Source organism: Bradyrhizobium sp. JYMT SZCCT0180 (assembly GCF_018130165.1).
Classification (GTDB): Bacteria; Pseudomonadota; Alphaproteobacteria; order Rhizobiales; family Xanthobacteraceae; genus Bradyrhizobium.
The window spans coordinates 161,276-185,392 of sequence record NZ_JAFCLZ010000012.1 but is presented as its reverse complement, the minus strand read 5'-3'; the positions used below and the strand labels follow the sequence as shown (position 1 = coordinate 185,392).

Sequence of the window (24,117 nt, the reverse complement as noted above, 5' to 3'; positions counted from 1 at the left end):
GTGAGCCCATAGCTCAAACCCGAGGATGGAGAGACCCAAATGACCACCGAAACCAATTCCGTGCTGAACACCGTCAAGGAAGCCTTCGCGCCCGTCACCGAGGCGTTCACCAAGCTCCAGAACCTGGAGGTTCCGGAAGCTGCCCGTGAATTCGTGAAGAAGCAGGCCGAGACCGCGAAGGTTCGCGCCGCCGACATGCATGCCGGTTCCGAGAAGGTGACCGCTGCCATCGAGACCGCCGTTGCCGGTTCGGTTTCCGAGGCTGCCAAGATCAGCCGCAACATCCAGCAGGCGTTTTATCAGGACGCGGAAGCGTTCTTCGCCGGCATCGACAAGCTCGCTTCGGCCAAGTCGCTGAGCGAAGCCGCCCAGATCCAGTCGGACATGGTCCGTGCGCGTGGCGAAGTGTTCGTCTCGCGGGCGAAGGCCACGTCAGAATATCTCGGCAAGCTCGTCGCCGACAGCGCCAAGACCGCTCAGGACAGTTTCTCCAAGGTCTACAGCAAGACCGCCTGATAGCGATCTGCCAACTGCCCTTTTGGAAGGCCCGCTTAGGCGGGCCTTCTTTTTGTCTGTTGTCCACCTAGATCAGGCCAGACCCTCATGGTGAGGAGGCGCACTTGCGCCGTCTCGAACCATGAGGCCACGATGGGGCCTGCATCCTTCGAGACGCGGCGAAGACGCCGCTCCTCAGGATGAGGAGTAGTGTTCATCCGAAAGCCATCATGACCGTCCCCCGCACATTCGTGATCGACACGCCCGCCGACGCGCAGCGGGCTGCCGAACTGCGCCGTGTAAAGCTGCTGGCCACATTGGTGCTGGCGGCGACGTTTGCGATCTTCATTGCGGCGAGGGCGCTGCTGCCGGTCCACCCGGCGTTCGGGTTCGTCGCGGCCTTTGCGGAAGCCGCCACCATCGGCGGCCTTGCCGACTGGTATGCGGTCGTGGCCCTGTTTCGCAGGCCTTTGGGGCTGCCGATCCCGCACACCGCGATCATCCAGAGCAACCAGCACCGCATCGCCGACAAGCTCGGTGAATTCATCGAGCAGCATTTTCTGGAAGCGGCCCCGGTCGAAGCCAAACTGCGGCAGATCGATTTCGGCTCGTTCATCGCCGACTGGCTGCGCGACCGCAAGCGCAGCGAGGATCTCGCGCGCTTCGCACTGCGGCTGTTGCCCGAGGCGGTCGCGGCCACGGAGAATTCCGGCCTGATGACCTTCGTCAGCCGCCGCATCACCTCGCAATTGATGTCGATCGATCTGGCGCCGCTGGCGGCTGGCACGCTGCGCACCTTCGTGAAGGAAGGCCGGCACCAGGGCCTGCTCGACGACATCATGCGCGCGGTGCATCAATCGCTGACGCAGGCCGAGACCATGGCCATGATCCGCGAGAAGATCCGCGACGAATTGCCGACGCTGCTAAAACTCTATCGCGCCGACCGGTTCCTGGTGAACAAGATCGTGGCGTCGGCGACCGCGTTCTTCGAGGAAGTGCGCAACGATCCCAAGCATCCGTTCCGCGACGAGTTCGATCGCATGGTGCTGACCTTCGTGGACCGGCTCGGCAGCGATCCGGCCTATGCCGAGCGCATCCAGGGGCTGAAGCGCGATCTCCTGGCGCGCCCCGAACTGAACAGCCTCGCGCGCCACATCTGGGAGAATGCGCGATCGTTCTTCGAGCGCAGCGCGTCCGGCGAGACGCAGGTGCTGGAGCAATATCTCGTGCGCATGTTCGTAACGGCCGGCGAGGCGCTGGCCGCCGACGCCGAGATGCGCGCCGAAATCAACCAGGGTCTGGTCGCCGTGCTGCGCAGCGTAGTCGCCGAACAGAAGAGCGGCGTCTCGACGTTCATCTCCGATCAGGTCAAATCCTGGGACATGGGGCAGTTGATCGCGCTGATCGAAATCAACATCGGCCGCGACCTGCAATACATCCGCTTCAACGGCTCGCTGATCGGCGGGCTTGCAGGATTGGTGCTTTACACCCTCGAGTACCTGCTGCGGCTCGTGTGACTATTTCATCACGTCTGCGCTTTTAATTGTCACAAGTGTGAAGTGCGCCGTTGAAAGAAGAATTCCGGTTCCCTAGCTTTTTACGAAACAATGTTGCGTTGCGGAACGATTCTACCAGGTGAGCATCTACCCATGAACCCTGGGCCGGCTGCCGAGACGTAAGGGGCCAGGCCCGAGAAGGAGATATGATGTCCGTTGCTACGCAGACGCTTCGTCCGCCGTCCAGAACCCTGATGTTTCTGGAGGGGCGGGCGATTTCCGAACTGGGCGCTTTCCTTGGTGCCTTGCCGCTCCTTAGTCTTGCGCCGAGAGGCGACGGGCATCCGGTGCTGGTATTGCCCGGCCTTGTGGCGTCCGACACCTCGACGCGCCCGCTGCGCAGCTTCCTGAAGAGCCGCGGCTATGCCGTCAGCGGCTGGCGCCAGGGCCGCAATCTCGGTCTGCGCCAGGGCGTGCAGCACGCGATGGTCGATCTCGTCCATGAATTGAACGACACGCACGGCCGGAAGGTCAGCCTCGTCGGCTGGAGCCTTGGCGGTCTTTACGCGCGTCAGCTCGCCAAGATGATGCCGGAGCGCGTGCGCTCGGTGATCACGCTCGGTAGCCCGTTCGCGGCCGGCCCGAAGGCGACCAATGCCTGGCGCGTCTATGAAATGGCAAGCGGCCGCCGCGCCGACGAAGAGGACACGCGTTTCGGCGGGTCACTGGCGGGCACGCCGCCGGTGCCGACCACCGCGATCTTCAGCCGTACCGACGGCATCTGCGCCTGGCAGGGCTGTATGGAGCAGACCACCGCGACCTCCGAAAGCATCGAGGTCGAGAGCAGCCATTGCGGCATGGGTCATCACCCCGCCGTGGTCTATGCCGTCGCCGACCGTCTGGCGCAGGCGGAAGGCAAATGGGCCCCGTTCGACCGCAGCGGCTGGCGCAGCATGGTGTATCCGAACCCGGATCGGTAGCTGCTTGCTTACCTCGCCCCGCTTGCGGGGAGAGGTCGACGCGCTCTCGCGCGGCGGGTGAGGGGGTACAGGTCTATCGATAGATCGCGCACGTGGAGGGAGCCCCTCACCCCAACCCTCTCCCCGCGAAGAGCGGGCGAGGGAGAAGAGCGCCGCCGTTTTCGTGAATCCGCAAAACGCGGTATGCCTTGACGCATGCCGCAGCCGCTCGCCCGCATTGTCGAACAGCTCAAGCGCGAACCCTCGCGCACCGGTTCGATCGTCATCACCGTGTTCGGCGACGCCATCGTGCCGCGCGGCGGCTCGGTGTGGCTCGGCACGCTGCTGGAATTCTTTACCGCGATCGACATCGACAGCGGCGTCGTCCGCACCGCGATGTCGCGGCTCGCGAGCGACGGCTGGCTCGAGCGTAACAAGGTCGGCCGCAACAGTTTTTACCGGCTCGACAAGAAGGGACGGCAGACCTTCGATACCGCCACCAGGCATATCTACGATCCACCGCCGTCCGACTGGACCGGGCGGTTTGAGCTGCTGCTGATCGGCAATGGCGGGGACCGCGATGCATCGCGCGATGCGCTGAAGAACGCCGGCTTCGGCAGTCCGCTGCCGGGCGTGTGGGTTGCACCGTCAGGCGTGCCGGTTCCGGAAGAGGCCGCGGGCGCGATCCGTCTCGAAGTCTCTGCGGAAGACGACAGCGGCCGGCGTCTGCTCAGCGAAAGCTGGCCGCTTGAGCGCACCGCAGACGCCTATCTGAAATTCATGAAGACCTTCGAGCCGCTCCGCGCCTCGCTCGGCCGCGGTGAGATTCTTTCCGACACGGATGCCTTCACCGCCCGGATCCTGCTGATCCACCATTACCGCCGGGTGGTGTTGCGCGACCCGCTGCTGCCGGCACCGCTGCTGCCCCGGGACTGGCCGGGCAGGGCAGCGCGACGGCTCTGCGGCGAGATCTATCGCGGGCTGCTTCCTGCGTCGGAACAATGGCTTGACGACCATGCGACCAGCGAAAACGGGCCGCTGCCGAAGCCGGGCGGGGCGCTGGCGCGCCGGTTCGACGGGACGTAAACATGTTACAAAAATAACTTGCATTCGTATTTTTGTGTTATATGTTGGAGGAAAGAACATACGGGGAGGTCGGCCATGTACACGCAGGCGCTCAATACGTCCGATGGCGACACCAGCCACATCGAGGACGCCGCACGTTCCGCAAACTTCCAGGCGCGCATCGATGCCGACGAGCGCATCGAGCCGAACGACTGGATGCCGGCGGCGTATCGCAAGACGCTGACGCGGCAGATTTCCCAGCACGCCCATTCCGAAATCGTCGGCATGCTGCCCGAAGGCAACTGGATCACCCGCGCGCCGTCGCTGCGCCGCAAGGCCGCACTGCTGGCAAAAGTGCAGGATGAATGCGGCCACGGGCTTTATCTCTATGCGGCGGCCGAGACGCTCGGCACCTCGCGCGAAGAGCTGGTCGATCTGATGCTGGCGGGGAAAGCAAAATATTCCTCGATCTTCAATTATCCGACACTCACTTGGGCCGACATCGGTGCGATCGGCTGGCTGGTCGATGGCGCGGCGATCATGAACCAGATTCCGCTGTGTCGCTGTTCGTATGGTCCCTATGCGCGCGCGATGATCCGCGTCTGCAAGGAAGAATCCTTCCACCAGCGCCAGGGTTTTGAGATCATGGTGACGCTGTCGAGGGGCACCGAAGAGCAGAAGGCGATGGCGCAGAGCGCGCTCGATCGCTGGTGGTGGCCGGTGCTGATGATGTTCGGCCCGCCCGACAAGGCGAGCCAGCACTCGGACACCTCCACAAAGTGGAAGATCAAGCGTTTTTCCAATGATGAGCTGCGCCAGAAATTCGTCGATGCCACGGTGCCGCAGGCGCAATTCCTCGGCCTGACGATTCCCGATCCCGGAATGAAGCAGAACGCCAACGGCAACTGGGAATACAGCGCGATCGACTGGGAAGAGTTCAATCAGGTGCTCGCCGGCAACGGCCCCTGCAACCGCGATCGGTTGGCGGCGCGGCGTAAAGCCCACGACGATGGCGCCTGGGTGCGCGAGGCGGCGCTGGCTTATGCCGAGAAGCGCAGGCAGCGGCAGCACGCGCAAGCAGCAGAATAGGGAGATCACCATGGCCACGCCGAACATGCCGCTCTGGGAAGTCTTCATCCGCAGCCGCAACGGGCTCGCGCACAAGCATGTCGGCTCGCTGCACGCCGCCGACACCACGCTGGCGTTGCAGGCGGCGCGCGACATCTACACCCGCCGCGGCGAAGGCCTCTCGATCTGGGTGGTGCCGTCGAACGCGATCACGGCGTCCGATCCCTCCGAGAAGGGCATGATGTTCGAGCCCGCGGAATCCAAGATCTACCGGCACCCGACCTTTTACGACGTGCCGGACGAAGTCGGGCATATGTGATCCCAATCCCTCATGGTGAGGAGGCGCGCAGCGCCGTCTCGAACCATGAGGCCCCGTGGCCCATCCTTCGAGACGCGCGCTAGGGCGCGCTCCTCAGGATGAGGTCGGAGAGTGAACGAACAGGCAAACCGACATGGCAGTCGCCTCGATCCAGGTCTCCGAAACCCCGCTGGTGCTCTACACCCTGCGCCGCGCCGACGATGCGCTCATCCTCGGCCATCGGCTGTCGGAATGGTGCGGCCACGCGCCGATGATGGAAGAGGACATGGCGCTCGCCAATATGGGCCTCGACCTGCTCGGCCAGGCGCGCGAGCTCTACGCTTACGCCGCCAAGGTCGAGGGTAAGGATAACGACGAGGACAAGTTCGCTTATCTGCGCGACGTCAGGCAGTACCGCAATCTGCTGCTGCTGGAACAGCCGAACGGCGATTTCGCGCGCACCATGGTGCGGCAGTTCTTCTATGCGGCGTTCGCCGATCTCTATTGGCGCGCGATGATGCAATCGAGCGATCCGACGCTGGCTGCGATCGCGGCGAAGTCCGAAAAGGAAAGCGCCTATCACGTCAGGCATTCGTCGGAATGGATGGTGCGGCTCGGCGACGGCACCGAGGAGAGCCACCGCCGCGCGCAGAGCGCCATCGACGATCTCTGGGCCTATACCGGCGAGATGTTCCATCTCGACGACAGCGAGTGCGGCTTGATCGATGCCGGCATCGCGATCGACCCCGCGAAATTGCACGCGCCATGGCTCAAGACGCTGTCCGGCGTCGTCAACGAGGCGACACTGGCGTTGCCGCAGAACAGCTGGATGCAGCGTGGCGGCCGCGACGGCCGGCACAGCGAACATCTCGGCCATCTCCTCAGCGAATTGCAGTCGCTGCCGCGAACCTTTCCGGGGGCGACATGGTGACGGTCATGCTCAGCGATGCCGATCTGCGCCGGCGCGCCTGGGATGCAGCCGCGCAAGTGGTCGATCCCGAGATTCCGGTGCTGACCATCGCCGATCTCGGCGTGCTGCGTGACGTCGCCGTCAGCGACGGTCATGTCGAGGTCGCGATCACGCCGACCTATTCCGGCTGCCCCGCCATGAACATGATCGCGCTGGAAATCGAACTGGCGCTTGAGCGTGCCGGCATCGCGCGGCCAAAAATCCGAACCGTGCTCTCGCCGGCTTGGACCACCGACTGGATGACCGAGGACGGCCGCCGCAAGCTCAGGGAATACGGCATCGCGCCGCCGCAGGCGTCGAGCTCGCGTCGCGCGCTGTTCGGCGAGCAGCAGGTGTCGTGTCCGCAATGCGGCTCGGGAAATACCGAAGTTCTCTCCGAGTTCGGTTCGACCTCCTGCAAGGCGCTGTGGCGTTGCAAGAGCTGCCGCGAGCCGTTCGACTATTTCAAGTGTCATTGACCATGTCCCTCACACCCCGTTTCCATCGTCTTGCCGTCAACGACCTGCGCCGCGAAGCGTCGGATGCGGTGTCGCTGACCTTTGCGATCCCCGCGGAGCTGACCAAAGATTACAGCTTTACACCCGGTCAATATCTGACCCTGCGCACGACCATGGACGGCGAGGAAGTGCGCCGTTCCTATTCGATCTGTTCCGGCCCCGACGACGGTGAATTGCGCATCGCGGTGAAGAAGGTCGATGGCGGTGCGTTTTCGAATTGGGCTGCGGATGAACTGAAAGCCGGCGACGAACTCGACGTGATGACGCCGACCGGGCGCTTCGGCGTCGCGCATGCGCCCGATCAGGCGCGGGTCTATGTCGGCTTTGCCGCGGGATCGGGCATCACGCCGATCCTGTCGATTGTCAAGGGCGTGCTGGCGCGCGAGCCGAACAGCCGCTTCTTCCTGTTCTACGGCAACCGCTCAACCAACAGCATGCTGTTCCTCGAAGAGCTGGAGGAATTGAAGGACCGCTTCATGCAGCGGCTTTCGCTGTTCCACGTCATCTCCGGCGAGGAGCAGGATATTCCGATCCTGCACGGCCGGCTCGATGGTGAAAAGGTGCGTGTGCTGCTGCGCTCGATGGTGCCGGCTGATAGCGTCGATCATGTCTTCGTCTGCGGCCCCCTGGGGATGAGCGAGGACATCGAAAACACCTGCCGCGAGATCGGCATTGCCGAGGATCGCATCCACGTCGAGCGCTTCGTCTCCGAGTTCGGCGGCAAGCCGCGCGCCAAAAAGATCGTCGAGACATCCGCGCCGCCGAAGGCGCTGGCCTCGCTCGTGATCGACGGCAAGCGCCGCGAGGTGCCGGTGGCCGAGGACGAATCCATTCTCGACGCCGCATTGCGCGCCGGCATGGACCTGCCGTTCGCCTGCAAGGGCGGCATGTGCTCGACTTGCCGCGCCAAGCTGGTCGAGGGCGACGCACAGATGGAAGTGAACTATTCGCTGGAGCCCTGGGAACTGAAGGCGGGGTTCATCCTCACCTGCCAGGCCCGGCCGGTGTCGGACAGGGTCGTGGTGGATTACGACCATGTGTAACCGTCATTCCGGGGCGCGCGAAGCGCGAGCCCGGAATCCATAACCACGATCGTGAGTATGGATTCCTGGCCTGCGCCAAGTGGCGCATCCCGGAATGACGGAGTGAGCGTTGACACATTTGGTGCTTCACTAAAGACTATCCGCATTCAAAGAGGCCTGTTGCAACAGGCCCGACGACAGGGAGACCGCAGTGAACGTCAATGCCACGCTTTCGCCTGACGACCTCGCGCGCGCCTGTGCGGACGCGATGTGGAAGGAGGACGACGCCAGCAAGGGCCTCGGGATGCAGATCGTCGAGATCGGGCCGGGCCGGGCGACGCTGTCGATGACGGTCAGGCCGGAGATGGTCAACGGCCAGCGCATCGCCCATGGCGGCTTCATCTTTACGTTGGCGGATTCCACTTTTGCTTTTGCCTGCAACACCCATAACGAGCGCGCAGTCGCGGCGCAGTGCCATGTCACCTTCATCCGGCCCGGCAAGCTCGGCGATGTGCTGGTGGCGAGCGCGCGCGAGATCTCACGCAGCGGCCGATCGGGCATCTACGATGTGCAGGTCACCGCCGGTGACGTTGTGATCGCGGAATTCCGCGGCCATTCCCGCACCATCGGTGGTGCGTGGCTGCCCGGTACCACGACAAAATAAAACAAGAACGATCCTTGAGGAAACACGCGATGGCTTCGACCAAGCTTCAATCCAGTGCAGGCGGCTACCGCGCCGAGTTGGACGCCGCGGAGCGCGCCTCTCGCGACGAGATCATGGCGCTGCAAACAAAGCGCCTCGCCTGGTCGCTGGCGCATGCCTACGACAACGTCGCACACTACAAGAAGGCTTTTGATAAAGCCGGCGTGCATCCCGGTGATTTCAAGCAGCTTTCCGATCTCGCCAAATTTCCGTTCACGGTCAAGACCGACCTGCGCGACAATTACCCGTTCAACATGTTCGCGGTGCCGCGCGAGAAGATGGTCCGCGTCCATGCCTCATCGGGCACGACGGGAAAGCCGATCGTGGTCGGCTACACAAAGGCCGATATCGACGTATGGTCGGACGTGATGGCGCGCTCGATCCGCGCTGCCGGTGGCCGCACCGGCATGATCATGCACAACGCCTATGGCTACGGCCTGTTCACTGGTGGATTAGGTGCGCATTACGGCGCCGAGAAACTCGGCTGCACCGTGGTGCCGGTATCTGGCGGCATGACCGAACGGCAGGTGCAACTGATCAACGATTTCAAGCCCGACATCATCACGGTGACGCCGAGCTACATGCTGGCGATCCTGGACGAGTTCAAGAAGCAGAAGCTCGACCCGCGAAAATCCTCGCTCAAGTTCGGCATCTTCGGCGCCGAGCCCTGGACCAACGCGATGCGCGTCGAGATCGAACAGGCCTTCGATATGGATGCGACCGACATTTACGGGCTGTCGGAAGTGATCGGCCCGGGCGTCGCGCAGGAATGCGTGGAGACCAAGGACGGCCTGCATATCTGGGAAGACCATTTCTATCCGGAAGTGATCGACCCCGAGACCGGCGCGGTGCTGCCCGATGGCGAAAAGGGCGAACTCGTTTTCACCTCGCTGACCAAGGAAGCCTTTCCGATCATCCGATATCGCACCCGCGACCTGACGCGGCTGCTGCCGGGCACGGCGCGGCCGGGCATGCGGCGGATGGAAAAGGTCACGGGTCGCTCCGACGACATGATCATCCTGCGCGGCGTCAATGTATTCCCGACCCAGATCGAGGAAGCCTTGCTCGCGACCGACTGGTGCGGCGGGCATTTCATCATCGAACTGACGCGCGAAGGCCGCATGGACGAAATGACCGTGCTGGCGGAAGCCCGCCCCGAACATTGGGACGGCAGCGGTCTGCCCGCACACACGGAAAAAGTCGCAACCTTCATCAAGAACACCATCGGCATCACCGCCCGCATCAAAGCCGTCGCCCCCGAAACCCTGGAGCGATCGCTGGGAAAGGCGAAACGTGTTTACGACAAGCGCCCGAAGGGGTAACTGCTGATCCGCGCGAGATCAGGAATTCGATACATGCCTGCCGAGAAGCCAGTTGTTCAAGCCCGCTGCGTGCGCCTCCTGGAAAAGGTCGCCGACGCGGCCTCGCTCGCGCCCGTCATCGAGACCCAAACGCTGTCGCGCGGCGCGACCGACCTGTTGATCGAGGTCAAGGCTGCCGCGGTCAATCCGTCCGACGTCAAAGCTGCGACCGGCCTGATGCCCTATGCGGTGTTTCCGCGCACGCCGGGCCGCGACTATGCGGGCGTCGTGATCGACGGCCCGGTGGGGTCGATCGGGCGCGAAGTGTTCGGCTCGTCCGGCGATCTCGGCATTCGCCGCGACGGCACCCATGCCACGCATCTCGTGGTCGAAGCCGATGCGGTGGTGGAGAAGCCCAAAAGCATTTCGTGGGAGGAGGCCGCCGGTATCGGCGTTCCCTTCGTGACCGCGATGGAAGGCCTGCGCCGCGCCGGCATTCCCAAAGCCGGCGAGACCGTGCTGGTGATGGGCGTCAACGGCAAGGTCGGGCAGGCGGCGGTGCAGATCGCAAGCTGGCACGGCGCGCGCGTGATCGGCGTCGTCCGCAAGGACGAACTTTATGAAGGCCACGCCAATTCGAAGGTCGAAATCATCAATGCCTCCGCGACCGATGTCGCGGCGCGGGTGCGCGAACTCACCGACGGCAAGGGCGCCGACATCGTCTTCAACACCGTCGGCGATCCCTATTTCCAGGCGGCGCACAAATCGCTGGCGTTGCGCGGACGGCAGATCCTGATCGCCGCGGTCGACCGCATCGTACAGTTCAACATTCTGGAGTTCTATCGCGGCCAGCACACCTATGTCGGCATCGATACGCTCGGGCTGTCGTCGATCGCAACCGGCGCGGTGCTAAGGGAATTGGGCCCGGGCTTTGCGAGCGGGCATCTCAAACCGTTCCCGATCAAGCCGGCCGCGATGTTTTCCCTGGAACAGGCCAGGGCCGCCTTCGTGGCGGTGGCGGGTTCGTCGCGTGACCGTGTGATCCTGCGGCCGGTGTAAACCGGCTTCCGGCAGATATTTTTCCTCTTCAGCGAGGGAATGAAACCAATCGCATTCCGGTTGGAGGCGATTGTTTTATTCTCCCGTTGTCGCGCCGCACGGAAGCTTCATTCTTTGTTGTCAGCTGCCGTGGCGCCCCCATGCAAGCATCGTTATAGAAAGGTCGAGTTTGTAGCATATTTATGCTGTCTCGACCCGTTTTCGCCGATGGCTTTAGGGAAAAACTACCGTGCAAGGCACTGCGAACGTCATTGTGTTGAGCGGATTGGTGATCGGCCTGATCTATGGCGCGGTTGGCCTGTTGAGCGGCTTTTGCATGCTCTCGAGCTTGCGCGGCTGGTGGGCGGAGGGCGATGGACGTCTGGCCCGCACTTACGCGCTGGCGATCGGCGTCGGCGTCGCCGCGACGCAATTGCTCGCTGCAGCCGGTCTCGTCGATCTCGGCAAGTCGATCTATCTGCAGCCGTCGTTCTCGGCGCCGCTGATGTTCTTCGGCGGCTTGCTGTTCGGTTACGGCATGGTGCTGTCGAACGGCTGCGGCTCGCGCGCGCTGGTGCTGCTCGGGCGCGGCAATCTCCGTTCCTTCGTGGTGGTGGTCGTGCTCGGCATTTTTGCGATGATGACGCTGAAAGGCCTGATCGCTCCGGCACGCATCGCCCTGGTGCAGGCATCGCAAACCACGGCGTCGGCGAATTCGGTGCCCGCATTACTATCGGCATTTGGATTGAGCGACGTCACGGCGCGCATGGTGGCCGCGTCAGTCATCAGCGCGGCGTTGATCATCTTTGCGTTCGCGCATGCACCGTTCCGGAAATCACCGGGACAGGTCGCCGCCGGTCTTGTGGTCGGCCTGCTGGTCGCGGCCGGCTGGTTCGCCAGCGGCTATCTCGGCGCCGACGACTTCAATCCGGCGCCGGTGGTGTCGCTGACCTTCATCGCGCCGATCGCGGATGCCTTGCAATATGTCATGCTGTCGACGGGATCGACGTTGAATTTCGGCATCGCCACCGTGGGCGGCGTGCTGGCGGGAAGCCTGATCACCGCGCTGGCGACCGGCCGATTCCACCTCGAAGGCTATCAATCGCCGCAGCACATGCTGCGGTCGGCCGGTGGTGCGGCGCTGATGGGTGCCGGCGGCGTGATGGCGTTCGGCTGCTCGATCGGGCAGGGCCTGTCAGGCTTTTCGACCCTGGCGCTGGCCTCGTTGATCGCGGTTGCCGGCATCCTGGTCGGCACCGCGCTCGGCCTGCGCGGCGCGCTCCGCGTTCGTCCGCTGGCAACGGCCTAGTTCCGTTACTCCGCAGCCTTCGTCACGATCCGGATTTCCGAGGTCAGCGTCCGGTGCACCGGGCACTTGTCAGCAATCTCCATCAAGCGTTTGCGCTGATCGGGGTCGAGTGCGCCTTCGATCGAGATCACGCGGTCGATCTGGTCGAGCATGCCGACGCGGGTTTCGCATTCGGCGCAGTCTTCCGCATGGATCTTCTTGTGTTGCAGCGTCACCGTGACGCGATCGAGCGGCAGCGATTTGCGGTCGGCATACATCCGCATCGTCATTGAGGTGCAGGCGCCAAGACCCGCCAGCACGAAGTCATACGGCCCGGGCCCTGAGTCCTGGCCGCCGGCGGCGACGGGTTCATCGGCCAGCATCTGGTGCGGTCCTGTGGTGACCGTCTGCTGGAACTTGCCGGCGCGGGTCTCGCGCACTACCACATTGCGCGGTGCCTCGCCGAGTTCGGCGGCCGGTTGGGCTGGAAGCGGATCGACATAGCGTTCGGCCCAGGCGGCGATGACGTCGGCGACATAAGTGGAATCGCGCTTGTTGCTGAGCAGATGATCGGCGCCGGACAGCGACACGAAACTCTTCGGATGTTTTGCAGCGACGAAAATATTCGTCGCGTTGTCGATCCCGACAGTGTCGTCGGTCGGCGCATGCATGATCAGCAGCGCCTTGTGCAATTTGGCGACATGCGCCATCAGGCCATGCTCGGCGATGTCGTCGAGGAACTCACGCTTGATATGAAAGGGGCGTCCGGCGAGCTGCACTTCCACCTTACCCTGCGCGCGGATGTCCTCGATCCGATCCTTGAAGAAATGTGTGACGTGGGCGGGATCAGAAGGCGCGGCGATGGTGACGACCGCCCTGGCATCGGGAACTTGCCCGGCGGCAGCGAGAATGGCGGCACCGCCGAGGCTGTGGCCGATCAGGATCGTCGGCGCCTGCCGGGTGTCGCGCAGATGGTCGGCTGCGTGAACGAGGTCGGCGACGTTAGACGTAAAGGTCGAGTTGGCGAAATCGCCTTCGCTGGAGCCTAAGCCCGTGAAGTCGAACCGCAGCACCGCGATGCCGCGCGCGTTTAGCGCGGTCGCGATGCGTTTGGCCGCCAGCACATCCTTGCCGCAGGTGAAGCAATGAGCGAACAACGCATAGGCCTGGATCGCCCCGTCGGGCTTGTCCAGCGCCGCGGCAAGCTGATGGCCGCCTTCACCGGTAAACTGAAAGCGTTCGGTCGGCACGGGCGTTCTCCCTTAATGGTGGGCAATCTTCACGGCCACATGGTTCGAGACGCGCGGCGTTGCCGCGCTCCTCACCATGAGGATCTAAGACCTCATCCTGAGCTAGTAGACCTCATCCTGAGGAGGCGCAAAGCGCCGTCTCGAAGGATGAAGCCACTATCTTCAAGAAAGCCAGTTCGTTTCAATCGCCGGAATAACGCTGCTCCGCCCAAGGATCACCGCGGTTGTGATAGCCGCGGACTTCCCAATAGCCCGGCGCATCCTTATCGAGGAATTCGATGCTCTGCAGCCATTTGGCGCTCTTCCAGAAATAGAGATGCGGCACCACCAGCCGCACCGGGCCGCCATGGTCCTGCTCCAGCGGCTGGCCGGACCAGCTGTGGGCGAGCAGGGCGTCTTCGGCGGCGAAATCCTCCAGCGCAAGGTTGGTGGTGTAGCCGTCATGCGAATGCAGCACCACGAACGCTGCCTCGTCGCGCGGCCGGCACGCCGCCAGCAGGTCGCGGGTCGAAAGCCCCTCCCATTGATTGTCGTAGCGCGACCAGGTGGTGACGCAATGAATGTCGGACAGGAATTGCGTCTGCGGCTGCGCGCTGAACTCGGCAAAATTCCAAAACAGGGGGTTTTCGACCGCGCCGTAGACGTCGAGCCGCCAGCGCTCGCGCGAAATATTCGGCGTTAGGCCGAGGTCGAGCACCGGCCAGTCGCGCGTCAGATGCTGGCCCGGCGGCAGGCGCTGGTCCTCGGGGCGGGTGATCTTCCCGGTGAGGAACTTTCCCTCACGCGCCCAGCGTTCCTTGCTGCGCGTCAGCTTGCTCTCCGGCGGCGGCTCGGGGTCGTCGGTCATGTCAGGACCTGTCATTCGTGACGATGCATCGCCGATTCATGTTTGGTGTCGCGCATCGTCGCATAGATGATCAGCGAGAGAAAGATCATGCCGCTGAGATAGTAATAGAACCAGTCCTCATGCCCGAGGGTTTTGAAGTAGAGCGCGACCGCGGGCGCGGTACCGCCGAACACGGAGACCGTGATCGCATAGGGTAGCCCAACGCCGAGCGCGCGGACATTGGTCGGGAACAGCTCCGCCTTCACGATCGCGTTGATCGAGGTGTAGCCGGCGACGAAGATCCAGGCGGCGCAGATCAGCAGGAACGCCGTGAATGGCGACTTGGTCTCTTTCAGCGTGGTCAGGATCGGAACCGTCGCCAACGTGCCTACGACGCCGAAGAAGATCAGCAGCGGCTTGCGGCCGATGCGATCGGACAACGCGCCATAGATCGGTTGCAGCAGCGTCGCGAAGATCAGCGAGCCGAAGATCACGAACGTGGTCTGGTCCTCGGTGAGCCCGACCGACAGTTTTACAAATGTCTGCATGTAGGTGGTGAAGGTGTAGAACGCCGCGGTGCCGCCGGCGGTGAGGCCGACCACCAGCAACAGCTCGCGCGGGTATTTCAAGAGGCCGGTGATCGAGCCGGAAGGCTTGCTGATCTTCTTGGCCTCCTCGAACGCCTCGGTCTCGTGCAGGCCCCGCCGCATCACGGCGGCGAAGATCGCGAGCAGGGCGCCGATCACAAAGGGGATTCGCCAGCCCCAATCCCTTAGTTCTTCCGGCGTCAAAAAGACCTTCTGCAGCAATAGCAGCACTATGATCGCGGTGAGCTGGCCGCCGATCAACGTGACGTATTGGAAGCTCGAATAGAATCCGCGGTGTTTGGGATCGGCGACCTCGCTGAGGTAAGTGGCGCTGGCGCCGTATTCGCCGCCAAGGCTGAGGCCCTCGATGATGCGCGCCAGTGCGAGGATGCAGGGTGCCAGGATGCCGATCGAGGCGTAGGTCGGCGTGACAGCGATGATCAGCGATCCAAAACACATGCAGACCACCGACAGCGTCAGCGACAGCCGCCGTCCGTAGCGGTCGGCGATGGTGCCGAACAGCCAGCCGCCGAGCGGCCGCATCAGGAAGGTCGCGGCGAACAGCACGGCGGCGTTGAGCTGCTGCACCACGGGATCGCTGTTGGGGAAGAACGCCGGCGCAAAGTACAGCGCAAACGCAGTGTAGGCGTAGAAATCGTACCATTCGACGAGATTGCCGATCGAGCCGATGAAGATCGCCTTGATCCGCCGCTCCACGTCGGCGATGTCGAGATGGTCGCCAGTGGATTTGATGACTTGATCTGTCATGCTTGGTCTCCAAGTACGTAACTGTAACCCCGGCTATCCCGGTTCAGTGTGTCCTTCCGAACAGCACCGGTAACTGCCGATGGCTGCGCACGGTTCCCTCCGGCAGCGCCCAAACCTATCGAACCTCATCCTGAGGAGGCGCGAAGCGCCGTCTCGAAGGATGCAGGCCCGTCTGTGGCCTCATGGTTCGAGACGCGCGAAGACGCGCTCCTCACCATGAGGAATAACGATTCACCCGCGCACTATTACTTCGGCGCGCGGGGCTCGATCGGTGTGGTGCCGCGCACGCCCAGAATGTCTTCCAGCAGCCTGGCGCCGGCGAGAAGTTTTGCCTCGCCGCGCGGCGGGGCCACCATTTGCAGTCCGACCGGCAGGCCCGAGGCCGTAAAACCGCACGGCAGCGACAACGCGGGGCAACACACCAGCGTGATCGCATAGACGATGCCGAGCCACTCGACATAATTGTCGAACTTCTTGCCGTCGCATTCGGCGACGTAACGGTTCTCGACCGGAAACGGCGCCACGATGGTGGCGGGCGCCAGCAGCAGGTCGTACTTGTCGAAGAATTCCAGCGTGCGCGCGGTCATCGCGACGCGCTGCGCTTCGGCGCGCTCGAGCTGCTCGACGGTCAGCTTGAGGCCTTCCTCGATGTTCCAGATCACTTCGGGCTTGAGCTGGTCGCGCTTGGTGCGCAGCAGCTGCGCCTTGCTCAGCGCGAAGTCGAACGCGCGCAGCACGTGGAAACATTCATGGGCTTCGCGGAGGTCCGGATGGGCTTCCTCGACGATGACCCCGAGTTCGGCAAAACGCTGCGCCGCCTTGCGGGTGACGGCCGCAACCTCGGGATCGACAGGCGTGATACCGAGATCGGGCGAATAGGCGATGCGCTTCGGCTTGCCGCCGGCGCGCACGGCGGACAGGAACGAATTCGGCAGCACCGGCAGCGACAGGGGATCGCCGGGGTGTTCGCCGCTCATCGCGTCGAGCAGCAAGGCGACGTCCTCGACATTGCGCGCCATCGGACCCTGGACGCCGAGATTGCGGTCGATCGCGGCCGCGAGCGTGTGCGCGACGCGACCGATGCTCGGCCGCAGCCCGACGATGCCGCAGAAGCTCGCGGGGTTGCGTAAGCTGCCGCCCATGTCGGAGCCGTGGGCGAGCCAGGCTGTTCCGGTCGCGAGCGCCACCGCCGCACCGCCCGAGGAGCCGGCGGCGGAGCGGGAAGTATCCCAGGGATTGCGCGTCGCACCGAACACTTCGTTGAACGTGTTGGCGCCGGCGCCGAATTCCGGCGTGTTTGATTTGGCGTAGATCACGCCGCCGTTGTTTTCGAGATGCTCGACCAGAATGTCCGATTTCGCCGGGATGTTATCCTTGTAGATCGGCGAGCCCTGCGTGGTCAGCACACCCTCGACCGCGGTGAGGTCCTTGATCGGGATCGGCAGGCCTGCGAGCAGGCCGCGCTCGCCGACCGGCTTTTTCATCAGCGCCCGGGCGCGGTCGCGGGCGCGGTCGAAGCACAGCGTCGGCAGCGCGTTGACGGGGCCGTCGACTTCGGCGATCCGCTTTTCCAGCACGTCGAGCAGATCGAGTGGCGTGACTTCACCCGATTTCAGCTTGCTGACAACCGCACACGCCGTTTCCCGTACCAGACCTTGATCCGCCACCACTCTCTCCCGTCGTTTCTTGAAGCCCGATGGTGCTGTAGAACATTTTCCGGCAAAGTGGAAACGCGCTCACGTCGTGGCAGCATAGGAGATTTGGAATGTCGGCATTGTTCTCTGTGCTGGACTGGCGGACGATGAGCCGCCAGGAGCTCGACCGCGGCCTCAACAATAGTGAGGCTGTCAGCGGCAGCACCGAGATGGTTGCCGGCTGGGAGCAACGCTCCGGCGCGATGCGCCAGCGCTTTCCTGATCATATCGGCCTGCGCTACGGGCCGCGCGAGCGCAACCGGATCGACTTTCTGAAAGCCGCCGACAATGCGCCGACGCTGCTGTTTATCCATGGCGGCTATTGGCAGGCGCGCGCCAAGGAGGTGTTCACGGTGTTCGCCGAAGGTCCGATGGCGCATGGCATCAATGTGGCGCTGATCGGCTACACGCTGGCGCCCGATGCGACGCTCGACCAGATCGTGGCCGAAATCCATTCCGGCATCAATTATCTTACCGGACAGTTGCCGGTGCTCGGTGCGGCCGGTGACGGCATCGTGGTGTCCGGCTGGTCTGCCGGTGGCCATCTCACCTCGATGGCGTTGTCGCACCCCAAAGTGAGGGGCGGGATGGCAATATCAGGCATCTATGACCTCGAGCCGATCAGGCACAGCTATCTCAACGAGAAACTGAAGGCCGATGAGGCGACGTCGCGCCGCAACTCGCCGATGATGATGGCAGGCGGTCCGCTCAAGCCGCTGTCGCTGGTGGTCGGCAGCGCCGAACTGCCGCTGCTGCGCAAGCAGTCCGCCGACTTCGCCGGCCACCGCGTCAGGCATGGCTTGCCGGTGACCTATGAGGAAATTCCCGGCGCCGACCATTTTTCGATCATGCACGAGATGCTGTCGCCGACGGGAAGGATCACGACGCTGATAAGGCAGTTGTTTGAACGGACGGCGTGATCCTCACCCTGAGGGCGCGAAGCGCGTCTCGAAGGGCGAGGCCACAGCTGTGGCCACATGGTTCGAGACGGCGCTCACGCGCCTCCTCACCATGAGGAGTAGAGATGCGAACTCGCCGCGCGAACAGTCAGCCTCTACCCCCACCCCGCACTGATCCCGCCGTCCACCGTATAAATCACGCCGGACGTGTACCCCGAACGGTCCGACGCCAAAAACGCCATCAGGTCGCCGATCTCGCGCGCGTGGGCGGGGCGGCCGAGCGGCAGGCCCTTCTGGAATTCCTTGTAGCGGTTCTCGTCGCCGAACTGGCTTTTCGCGCGGGTCTTCAAGAGCGTGACGTGGCGGTCGGTGCCGACGGGGCCGGGATTGATGCCGACCACGCGGATGTTGTCGGCGAGGCTCTTGCCGCCCAACGCGCGCGTGAACGCCATCAGGGCCGCATTGCCCGCGCTGCCGCAGATATAATTCGCGTCGAATTTTTCGCCGGCCGCACCGATGTCGTTGACGATGACGCCGTGGCCGCGCGCTTTCATCTGCGCGTAGACCGCGCGGGTGAGGTTGATGTAGCCGAAGACTTTCAGTTCCCAGGCGTGACGCCAGGTCGCCTCGTTGATCTTGTCGATCGAGCCGCCCGGAATATCGCCGGCATTGTTGACGAGGATGTCGATATCAGACGTATCCTTCACCAGCTTCTCGATGTCGGCCGGGTTGCGCAGGTCGACGACATGCACCGAGGCGTCGATCTGGTGGGCCGAGCGCAGCCGATCGGCCAGCGCCTTCAATTGCTCGCCGTTGCGGGCGGCCAGCCTGATGTCGCAGCCTTCCTCGGCGAAGGCCTCGGCCGCGGCCGCGCCAATGCCCTTGGAGGCGCCGGTGATCAGGACGCGCTTGCCGCGCAAATGCAGATCCATGGGAATTCTCGCTTCATGAGGGGTATCGGGGGAGTGATCTGCGAAATTGGTAGGCGGTCGGCCCATCAGCGGTCAACATTGCACTGCAGCGTTGCACCCGCGCGCCGTTTGGTCCATTGCAAGGCCATCAACAGGCCGTGTCTGGGGCATGGCGCACGACCCAAAGAGCAAGCCACCCAAGGATTTCAAGGATGAGCAAAAAAACCTATCGGATCGCGGTCATTCCCGGCGACGGCATCGGCAAGGAAGTGGTGCCGGAGGGCCTGCGCGTTCTTGAGGCGGCCGCGAAAAAGCACGGCGTGGCCGTGCATTTCGACCATTTCGACTTCGCCTCCTGGGACTATTACGAAAAGCACGGCGAGATGATGCCGGAGGACTGGAAGGCCAGGATCGGCAAGCACGACGCGATCTACTTCGGCGCGGTCGGCTGGCCGGCGAAAATCCCCGATCACATTTCCTTGTGGGGCTCGCTGATCAAGTTCCGCAGGGAGTTCGACCAGTACGTCAATCTGCGCCCGGTGCGGCTGATGCCCGGCGTGCCGTCGCCGCTCGCCAACCGCAAGCCCGGCGATATCGATTTCTGGGTGGTACGTGAAAACACCGAGGGCGAATATTCTTCCGTCGGCGGACGCATGTTCCCGGATACCGACCGTGAATTCGTCACCCAGCAGACGGTGATGACGCGCGTCGGCGTCGATCGCATTCTCAAATTCGCATTCGATCTCGCAGCGTCACGCCCGAAGCAGCATCTGACCTCGGCGACCAAATCCAACGGCATCTCGATCACGATGCCCTATTGGGACGAGCGCGTGGAGGCGATGGCGAAGAACTATCCCAAGGTGAAGTGGGACAAGTACCACATCGACATCCTCACCGCGAATTTCGTGCTGCATCCGGACTGGTTCGACGTCGTGGTCGGCTCCAATCTTTTCGGCGATATTCTTTCCGATCTCGGCCCGGCCTGCACCGGCACCATCGGCATCGCGCCGTCGGGCAATATCAATCCGGAAGGAAATTTCCCGTCGGTGTTCGAGCCGGTGCACGGCTCGGCGCCTGATATTGCCGGGCAGGGCATCGCCAATCCGATCGGCATGATCTGGTCCGGCGCGATGATGCTGGAGCATCTCGGCGAGAAGGAAGCGGCGCAATCGATCGTCGGCGCCATCGAGCGCACGCTCGGCGAACGCACGCTGCGCACCCGCGATCTCGGCGGCAACGCCGACACGACCGCCTGCGGCAAAGCGGTCGCGGATATGGTGGATTGATTGCTCTTCCCTTCTCCCCTTGCGGGAGAAGGTGGCGCGGACGCAGTCCGCGTCGGATGAGGGGTTTGTCTTTGGTCCACGGACCTAAGCGCGAAGCGATGGAGTTCGCCGTCGAGTTGGTGCACATCGAAGGCGTTCCACAGCACGGTCTGCAAGCGCCTTGAAATCATCTCACACGAAGACATGGACACGCAGGGCGACCCGGCCATCGTCGCCACCGCCGTCGCACAGGCGATGAAGTGGTATGACGCGGAGAAGATCGGCAAATCGAGAATGGCAATCGGGCAAAGCGATCAGGTTGATGTGCCGTGCCCAAGAGCCGCGAGGGCGATCACTTCGCTGCGGCCATCGGGCTGCGGTTGCTGCTTTACCTGCGTCATCAACACGACCGCGCCAGCGTCATCGCGGCCCAAATATTTCTATATTGAACGTGAGTACGTACAATTCGGATAGTTTGAGCATCCATAGAACATTCCGAACTTCCCGTTGCGCTTCACTACACTTCCAACACAGCTTTCCGCTGGACATTTTTCAACAGTTTTCGGTTCTTTTGCGGATAAACGGCGATCGATGTATTTCTGACGCTTAAAGGTCCAAGGGTGAACATTATCCTCGTACGCCCAAATTCCCCGCTTGTTCTTCTGAGCAACTTCCAAAGCTTCAAAATATATCTCATCAGGCCCGTATCTTTCGAGAACCCAAGCCCAACCATTCAGCAACATCTCAATCTCAATATTTCCTGTCAGATATAACGAACGATTGCTGACCATAGAAGCCGGATATCGATCACCCAAATATGGAACAGCGACAATCCGCCCATGCCGATCAAGCGATTTGCCTGTATCCATCTTGGTCAGGATATCAATCCAAACTTTTCGCCCTCCGATCAAAGCAGTGAGAAACTCTCTCGCTTCACGACCACCTCTTTGCTCAAGCTCTGGAGCATCGACAAAGCCAAATCGAATTGTGGCTTCGAACTCCAGGTGATCTTTTTGATTATCCGTCAGTTGACAAAGGGCGATCTTGGTGAGGAACCCATCACCGTCAAACACTTTCAATACAGGAACTTCAATCGCAGTCGGTGAAGCTAGGTCTTCGAAAAACGAAAGTTGATCAGGATCATTCATGACCGGGCTTTTGCTTCGCGAGAGCCGCGCAAGGCGCGCTGGCTACTAACTAGAATATCCCAATCGCATCGTGATTGTCAGCGCGTGCCAAACCGTTGCGATTGCAAGCCATCGTCAGGCGATCAGGCACCGCCTGCGCATGGCAAGCGGGGGCGTCAGCCGTCAAGGGAAAGGCCGCACTAAGCCCGCCCCTGCGCCGGGGGCCACAGGCAAGGCCAACCCGCGCCGGCGCCCACGGGCCATCGGACCGCTGCGGCAAGGAACCTCGTACAAGGCACTGTACGGACAGGGATTTTCGTTTTGCCCGATATCTCAATCGGTTACACAGGGCCCCGCACTCCCACAAGGGGAGAAGGGGAAGAAAAACGCCTACTTCCCCTTCGCGATCCGCCGGCAGTGCTCCAGCGCCGCCCCGATCAGATTCTCGCTCGCCTCGGGCGTGCGGAATGCGGAATGCGCCGACAGCGTGACGTTGGGCAGCTTGGTCAGCGGATGATCGGCCGGCAGCGGCTCGATGTTGAAGACGTCGAGGCCGGCATGGCGGATCTGGCCTGATTTCAGGGCCTCGATCATCGCTTCCTCGTCGACGATGGCGCCGCGCGCGGTGTTGACAAGGATGACGCCGAGCTTCATCGCCTCGATACAGGCACGCGAAATCAACCCGCGCGTCTCGTCGTTGAGCAGCAGGTGGATCGAGATGACGTCGCTCTCGGTCAGGAGCTCATCTAGTTCGACGAACTCGACCTTCGGATGCTTCTTGGGCGATCGGTTCCAGGCGATCACGCGCATGCCGCTGCCGAGCGCGATCCGCGCGACTTCGGCGGCGATGCCGCCGAAGCCGATCAGGCCCAACGTCTTGCCGGTCAGCTGCATGGCGTCATCGCGCAGCCAGTTGCCGGCGCGGATCCCGCGATCCATGCTGGCGAGGCCGCGCGCGCCTTCCCACATCAGCGCGATGGCGCATTCGGCCACCGCCGTGTCGCCATAGCCCTTGATCAGGTGCACCTCGATGCCGAGCTCAGCAAGTTCTTCCGGGTTCATGTAGCTGCGCGCGCCGGTGCCGAGGAACACCACGTGCTTCAGCCCGGTGCACTTCTTCGCAATTTCGGTCGGCAGCGCCGTGTGGTCGACGATGGCGATTTCGGCACCGTCGAGGAGCTTTGGATATTGCTCCGAGGTGATGTCGGGATCCCGGTGGATAAGCACCTCGGGATCCCCGGGCTTTTGCAGCCGCTCGAAGATCACGGCCAGCGATTCATTGGCATCGACAAAAACACCGCGCACGGCAGTCCCTCCGGTTTTGATTATTTTATGACGCCACGCCGGCAAGCGCCAGCACGGTATGCATCAGGACGTTGGCACCCGCCGTACAATCGGCCTGCGTGGCGTCTTCCAGTTCATTGTGGCTGATACCGTCCTTGCAGGGCACGAACACCATCGCCGCCGGCATCACCGTGTTGAGGTTGCAGGCATCGTGGCCTGCGCCGGAGGTGATGCGGCGATGAGAATAGCCGAGCGCCGTGGCGGCGTTCTCGACGGCGTCGACCAGTTTCGGATCGAAATGGGTCGGGGGCTTGCGCCAGACCAGATCGAGCTTGACGTCGACCTTGCGCCGGGCCGCGATCTCGGTGATCGCCGCGCGCAAATCCCTGTCCAGCGCGTCCATGATCGCGGCGTCCGCGCTGCGGCAATCCATCGTGAAAGCGATTTCGCCGGGAATGACGTTGCGCGAGGGATTGGATATCACGGCCTCGCCGATGGTACCGACCGCCTTCGGGCCATGTTTTTTTGCGGTCGCTTCCATCGCCAGCACGATTTCCGACAGCGTCGCCAGTGCGTCGCGCCGCAGCGGCATCGGCGTCGAGCCGGCATGGCTCTCGAACCCGGTGATCTTGCCGTCGTACCACAGCACGCCCTGGCCGGAATCGACCACGCCGATGGTCTTGTTCTCGGCCTCGAGGATCGGGCCTTGCTCGATATGCAGTTCGACGAAGCTGGAGAATTTCTGCCGGCCGACCGGGCTCTCGCCGCGATACCCGATGCTGTCCAGCGCCTCCGCCACCGTGACGCCCTCGGCATCCTTCCGCGACAGAATGTCGTCGGTGGTGAAATCACCGACATAGGCGGCCGACGCCATCATCGCCGGCGCAAAACGCGAGCCTTCCTCGTTGGTCCAGTTGCAGATGCAGATCGGCGTCTCGGTCTCGATACCGGCATCGTTGAGGGTGCGAACCACTTCAAGCGCGGCGAGCGTGCCGAGTATGCCGTCGAACTTTCCGCCGGTCGGCTGGGTGTCGAGGTGGGAACCGACCCCGATCGGCGCCTTCGACATGTCGCGCCCCTTGCGCAGGCCGAACATCGAGCCGAGCGCGTCGACGTGACATTCGAGGCCGGCGGCTTCGCAGGCTTTCCGGAACCAGTCGCGGACCTGCTTGTCCTCGGGTCCGAGCGTCAGCCGCCGCACGCCGCCTTTCGGCGTTGCGCCGAATTTGGCGGTTTCATGAATGGTGTCCCACAGCCGGGCGGAATCGATTTGCAGGTTGGATGCGATCTTGGTCATTCAGCCATT

At 62.9% G+C, this 24,117-nt stretch carries 23 protein-coding genes; 15 read left to right on the top strand and 8 right to left on the bottom strand.

What is annotated here, in order from left to right:
* The first annotated feature begins 39 nt into the window (after window positions 1–39).
* The 13 genes from JQ641_RS19165 to JQ641_RS19105 all read left to right on the top strand — a co-directional run bounded on the left by JQ641_RS19165 (window position 40) and on the right by JQ641_RS19105 (window position 12,221).
* Window positions 40–516, top strand: a complete 477-nt coding sequence (locus JQ641_RS19165) for a phasin (RefSeq protein WP_211997535.1) — start codon at window positions 40–42, stop codon at window positions 514–516.
* Between the two features lie 209 nt (window positions 517–725).
* The gene (locus tag JQ641_RS19160; RefSeq protein ID WP_211997534.1) at window positions 726–2,012 is read left to right on the top strand and encodes a DUF445 domain-containing protein; all 1,287 of its coding nucleotides are present in this window, start codon (window positions 726–728) and stop codon (window positions 2,010–2,012) included.
* A gap of 188 nt (window positions 2,013–2,200) precedes the next feature.
* Window positions 2,201–2,971 carry an esterase/lipase family protein gene (locus tag JQ641_RS19155; RefSeq protein ID WP_211997533.1) on the top strand — a complete coding sequence of 257 codons (771 nt, stop codon included), beginning with the start codon at window positions 2,201–2,203 and terminating at the stop codon, window positions 2,969–2,971.
* A 195-nt stretch (window positions 2,972–3,166) separates the two neighbouring features.
* A complete protein-coding gene (gene paaX, locus JQ641_RS19150; protein WP_211997532.1) occupies window positions 3,167–4,036 on the top strand; it encodes a phenylacetic acid degradation operon negative regulatory protein PaaX in 870 nt (289 codons plus the stop codon).
* 75 nt (window positions 4,037–4,111) lie between these two features.
* Window positions 4,112–5,104 (top strand): 1,2-phenylacetyl-CoA epoxidase subunit PaaA, encoded by a 993-nt coding sequence (paaA, locus tag JQ641_RS19145; protein WP_211997531.1) that lies wholly within the window; start codon window positions 4,112–4,114, stop codon window positions 5,102–5,104.
* A 10-nt stretch (window positions 5,105–5,114) separates the two neighbouring features.
* Complete coding sequence (gene paaB, locus JQ641_RS19140; RefSeq protein ID WP_192737264.1) at window positions 5,115–5,402, top strand: 1,2-phenylacetyl-CoA epoxidase subunit PaaB; 288 nt, start codon at window positions 5,115–5,117, stop codon at window positions 5,400–5,402.
* A gap of 133 nt (window positions 5,403–5,535) precedes the next feature.
* The gene (gene paaC, locus JQ641_RS19135) at window positions 5,536–6,312 is read left to right on the top strand and encodes a 1,2-phenylacetyl-CoA epoxidase subunit PaaC (RefSeq protein ID WP_211997530.1); all 777 of its coding nucleotides are present in this window, start codon (window positions 5,536–5,538) and stop codon (window positions 6,310–6,312) included.
* Window positions 6,306–6,809 (top strand): 1,2-phenylacetyl-CoA epoxidase subunit PaaD, encoded by a 504-nt coding sequence (paaD, locus tag JQ641_RS19130; protein ID WP_192737266.1) that lies wholly within the window; start codon window positions 6,306–6,308, stop codon window positions 6,807–6,809. The genes paaC and paaD overlap by 7 nt, the downstream gene beginning before the upstream one ends.
* Before the next feature lie 2 nt (window positions 6,810–6,811).
* Window positions 6,812–7,891, top strand: coding sequence for a 1,2-phenylacetyl-CoA epoxidase subunit PaaE (gene paaE / locus JQ641_RS19125; protein ID WP_211997529.1), 1,080 nt, complete (start codon window positions 6,812–6,814; stop codon window positions 7,889–7,891).
* Window positions 7,892–8,081: 190 nt separating this feature from the next.
* On the top strand, window positions 8,082–8,534 hold the full coding sequence (gene paaI, locus JQ641_RS19120; RefSeq protein ID WP_211997528.1) for a hydroxyphenylacetyl-CoA thioesterase PaaI: 453 nt from the start codon (window positions 8,082–8,084) through the stop codon (window positions 8,532–8,534).
* A 29-nt stretch (window positions 8,535–8,563) separates the two neighbouring features.
* On the top strand, window positions 8,564–9,895 hold the full coding sequence (gene paaK, locus JQ641_RS19115) for a phenylacetate--CoA ligase PaaK (RefSeq protein WP_211997527.1): 1,332 nt from the start codon (window positions 8,564–8,566) through the stop codon (window positions 9,893–9,895).
* A 33-nt stretch (window positions 9,896–9,928) separates the two neighbouring features.
* Entirely contained in the window at window positions 9,929–10,933 is a 1,005-nt protein-coding gene (locus JQ641_RS19110; RefSeq protein WP_211997526.1) for a quinone oxidoreductase family protein, read from the top strand.
* 316 nt (window positions 10,934–11,249) lie between these two features.
* Window positions 11,250–12,221, top strand: a complete 972-nt coding sequence (locus JQ641_RS19105) for a YeeE/YedE family protein (RefSeq protein ID WP_502754973.1) — start codon at window positions 11,250–11,252, stop codon at window positions 12,219–12,221.
* A 5-nt stretch (window positions 12,222–12,226) separates the two neighbouring features.
* Here the strand turns inward: JQ641_RS19105 and JQ641_RS19100 are convergent, their stop codons facing one another.
* The 4 genes from JQ641_RS19100 to JQ641_RS19085 all read right to left on the bottom strand — a co-directional run bounded on the left by JQ641_RS19100 (window position 12,227) and on the right by JQ641_RS19085 (window position 17,298).
* Complete coding sequence (locus tag JQ641_RS19100; RefSeq protein WP_211997524.1) at window positions 12,227–13,450, bottom strand: bifunctional alpha/beta hydrolase/OsmC family protein; 1,224 nt, start codon at window positions 13,448–13,450, stop codon at window positions 12,227–12,229.
* 181 nt (window positions 13,451–13,631) lie between these two features.
* On the bottom strand, window positions 13,632–14,297 hold the full coding sequence (locus tag JQ641_RS19095) for a sulfite oxidase-like oxidoreductase (RefSeq protein WP_211997523.1): 666 nt from the start codon (window positions 14,295–14,297) through the stop codon (window positions 13,632–13,634).
* 11 nt (window positions 14,298–14,308) lie between these two features.
* Window positions 14,309–15,631 (bottom strand): MFS transporter, encoded by a 1,323-nt coding sequence (locus JQ641_RS19090; protein WP_211997522.1) that lies wholly within the window; start codon window positions 15,629–15,631, stop codon window positions 14,309–14,311.
* Between the two features lie 245 nt (window positions 15,632–15,876).
* On the bottom strand, window positions 15,877–17,298 hold the full coding sequence (locus JQ641_RS19085) for an amidase (protein ID WP_211997521.1): 1,422 nt from the start codon (window positions 17,296–17,298) through the stop codon (window positions 15,877–15,879).
* A 98-nt stretch (window positions 17,299–17,396) separates the two neighbouring features.
* On the opposite strand from JQ641_RS19085, the gene JQ641_RS19080 reads away from it, so the two are divergent.
* Complete coding sequence (locus JQ641_RS19080; protein ID WP_211997520.1) at window positions 17,397–18,245, top strand: alpha/beta hydrolase; 849 nt, start codon at window positions 17,397–17,399, stop codon at window positions 18,243–18,245.
* A gap of 134 nt (window positions 18,246–18,379) precedes the next feature.
* Here JQ641_RS19080 and JQ641_RS19075 read toward each other — a convergent pair whose 3' ends face one another.
* Window positions 18,380–19,156, bottom strand: coding sequence for an SDR family oxidoreductase (locus JQ641_RS19075; RefSeq protein ID WP_211997519.1), 777 nt, complete (start codon window positions 19,154–19,156; stop codon window positions 18,380–18,382).
* A 191-nt stretch (window positions 19,157–19,347) separates the two neighbouring features.
* Here JQ641_RS19075 and JQ641_RS19070 point away from each other — a divergent pair, with 191 nt between their 5' ends.
* Window positions 19,348–20,421, top strand: a complete 1,074-nt coding sequence (locus JQ641_RS19070; protein WP_211997518.1) for a tartrate dehydrogenase — start codon at window positions 19,348–19,350, stop codon at window positions 20,419–20,421.
* Window positions 20,422–20,840: 419 nt separating this feature from the next.
* Here JQ641_RS19070 and JQ641_RS19065 read toward each other — a convergent pair whose 3' ends face one another.
* The 3 genes from JQ641_RS19065 to JQ641_RS19055 all read right to left on the bottom strand — a co-directional run bounded on the left by JQ641_RS19065 (window position 20,841) and on the right by JQ641_RS19055 (window position 24,108).
* Entirely contained in the window at window positions 20,841–21,548 is a 708-nt protein-coding gene (locus tag JQ641_RS19065) for a topoisomerase DNA-binding C4 zinc finger domain-containing protein (RefSeq protein ID WP_211997596.1), read from the bottom strand.
* Between the two features lie 369 nt (window positions 21,549–21,917).
* The gene (locus tag JQ641_RS19060; RefSeq protein ID WP_211997517.1) at window positions 21,918–22,832 is read right to left on the bottom strand and encodes an NAD(P)-dependent oxidoreductase; all 915 of its coding nucleotides are present in this window, start codon (window positions 22,830–22,832) and stop codon (window positions 21,918–21,920) included.
* A 25-nt stretch (window positions 22,833–22,857) separates the two neighbouring features.
* Window positions 22,858–24,108, bottom strand: a complete 1,251-nt coding sequence (locus JQ641_RS19055; protein WP_211997516.1) for a Zn-dependent hydrolase — start codon at window positions 24,106–24,108, stop codon at window positions 22,858–22,860.
* Between the last annotated feature and the right edge of the window lie 9 nt (window positions 24,109–24,117).

Excerpts from the sequence above, each read along its gene's own strand:
- JQ641_RS19165 (WP_211997535.1), top strand. The coding sequence starts at position 40 with ATGACCACCGAAACCAATTCCGTGCTGAACACCGTCAAGGAAGCCTTC.
- JQ641_RS19160 (WP_211997534.1), top strand. The coding sequence starts at position 726 with ATGACCGTCCCCCGCACATTCGTGATCGACACGCCCGCCGACGCGCAG.
- JQ641_RS19155 (WP_211997533.1), top strand. The coding sequence starts at position 2,201 with ATGTCCGTTGCTACGCAGACGCTTCGTCCGCCGTCCAGAACCCTGATG.
- paaX (WP_211997532.1), top strand. The coding sequence starts at position 3,167 with ATGCCGCAGCCGCTCGCCCGCATTGTCGAACAGCTCAAGCGCGAACCC.
- paaA (WP_211997531.1), top strand. The coding sequence starts at position 4,112 with ATGTACACGCAGGCGCTCAATACGTCCGATGGCGACACCAGCCACATC.
- paaB (WP_192737264.1), top strand. The coding sequence starts at position 5,115 with ATGGCCACGCCGAACATGCCGCTCTGGGAAGTCTTCATCCGCAGCCGC.
- paaC (WP_211997530.1), top strand. The coding sequence starts at position 5,536 with ATGGCAGTCGCCTCGATCCAGGTCTCCGAAACCCCGCTGGTGCTCTAC.
- paaD (WP_192737266.1), top strand. The coding sequence starts at position 6,306 with ATGGTGACGGTCATGCTCAGCGATGCCGATCTGCGCCGGCGCGCCTGG.
- paaE (WP_211997529.1), top strand. The coding sequence starts at position 6,812 with ATGTCCCTCACACCCCGTTTCCATCGTCTTGCCGTCAACGACCTGCGC.
- paaK (WP_211997527.1), top strand. The coding sequence starts at position 8,564 with ATGGCTTCGACCAAGCTTCAATCCAGTGCAGGCGGCTACCGCGCCGAG.
- JQ641_RS19110 (WP_211997526.1), top strand. The coding sequence starts at position 9,929 with ATGCCTGCCGAGAAGCCAGTTGTTCAAGCCCGCTGCGTGCGCCTCCTG.
- JQ641_RS19105 (WP_502754973.1), top strand. The coding sequence starts at position 11,250 with ATGCTCTCGAGCTTGCGCGGCTGGTGGGCGGAGGGCGATGGACGTCTG.
- JQ641_RS19095 (WP_211997523.1), bottom strand. The coding sequence starts at position 14,297 with ATGACCGACGACCCCGAGCCGCCGCCGGAGAGCAAGCTGACGCGCAGC.
- JQ641_RS19090 (WP_211997522.1), bottom strand. The coding sequence starts at position 15,631 with ATGACAGATCAAGTCATCAAATCCACTGGCGACCATCTCGACATCGCC.
- JQ641_RS19080 (WP_211997520.1), top strand. The coding sequence starts at position 17,397 with ATGTCGGCATTGTTCTCTGTGCTGGACTGGCGGACGATGAGCCGCCAG.
- JQ641_RS19075 (WP_211997519.1), bottom strand. The coding sequence starts at position 19,156 with ATGGATCTGCATTTGCGCGGCAAGCGCGTCCTGATCACCGGCGCCTCC.
- JQ641_RS19070 (WP_211997518.1), top strand. The coding sequence starts at position 19,348 with ATGAGCAAAAAAACCTATCGGATCGCGGTCATTCCCGGCGACGGCATC.
- JQ641_RS19065 (WP_211997596.1), bottom strand. The coding sequence starts at position 21,548 with ATGAATGATCCTGATCAACTTTCGTTTTTCGAAGACCTAGCTTCACCG.
- JQ641_RS19055 (WP_211997516.1), bottom strand. The coding sequence starts at position 24,108 with ATGACCAAGATCGCATCCAACCTGCAAATCGATTCCGCCCGGCTGTGG.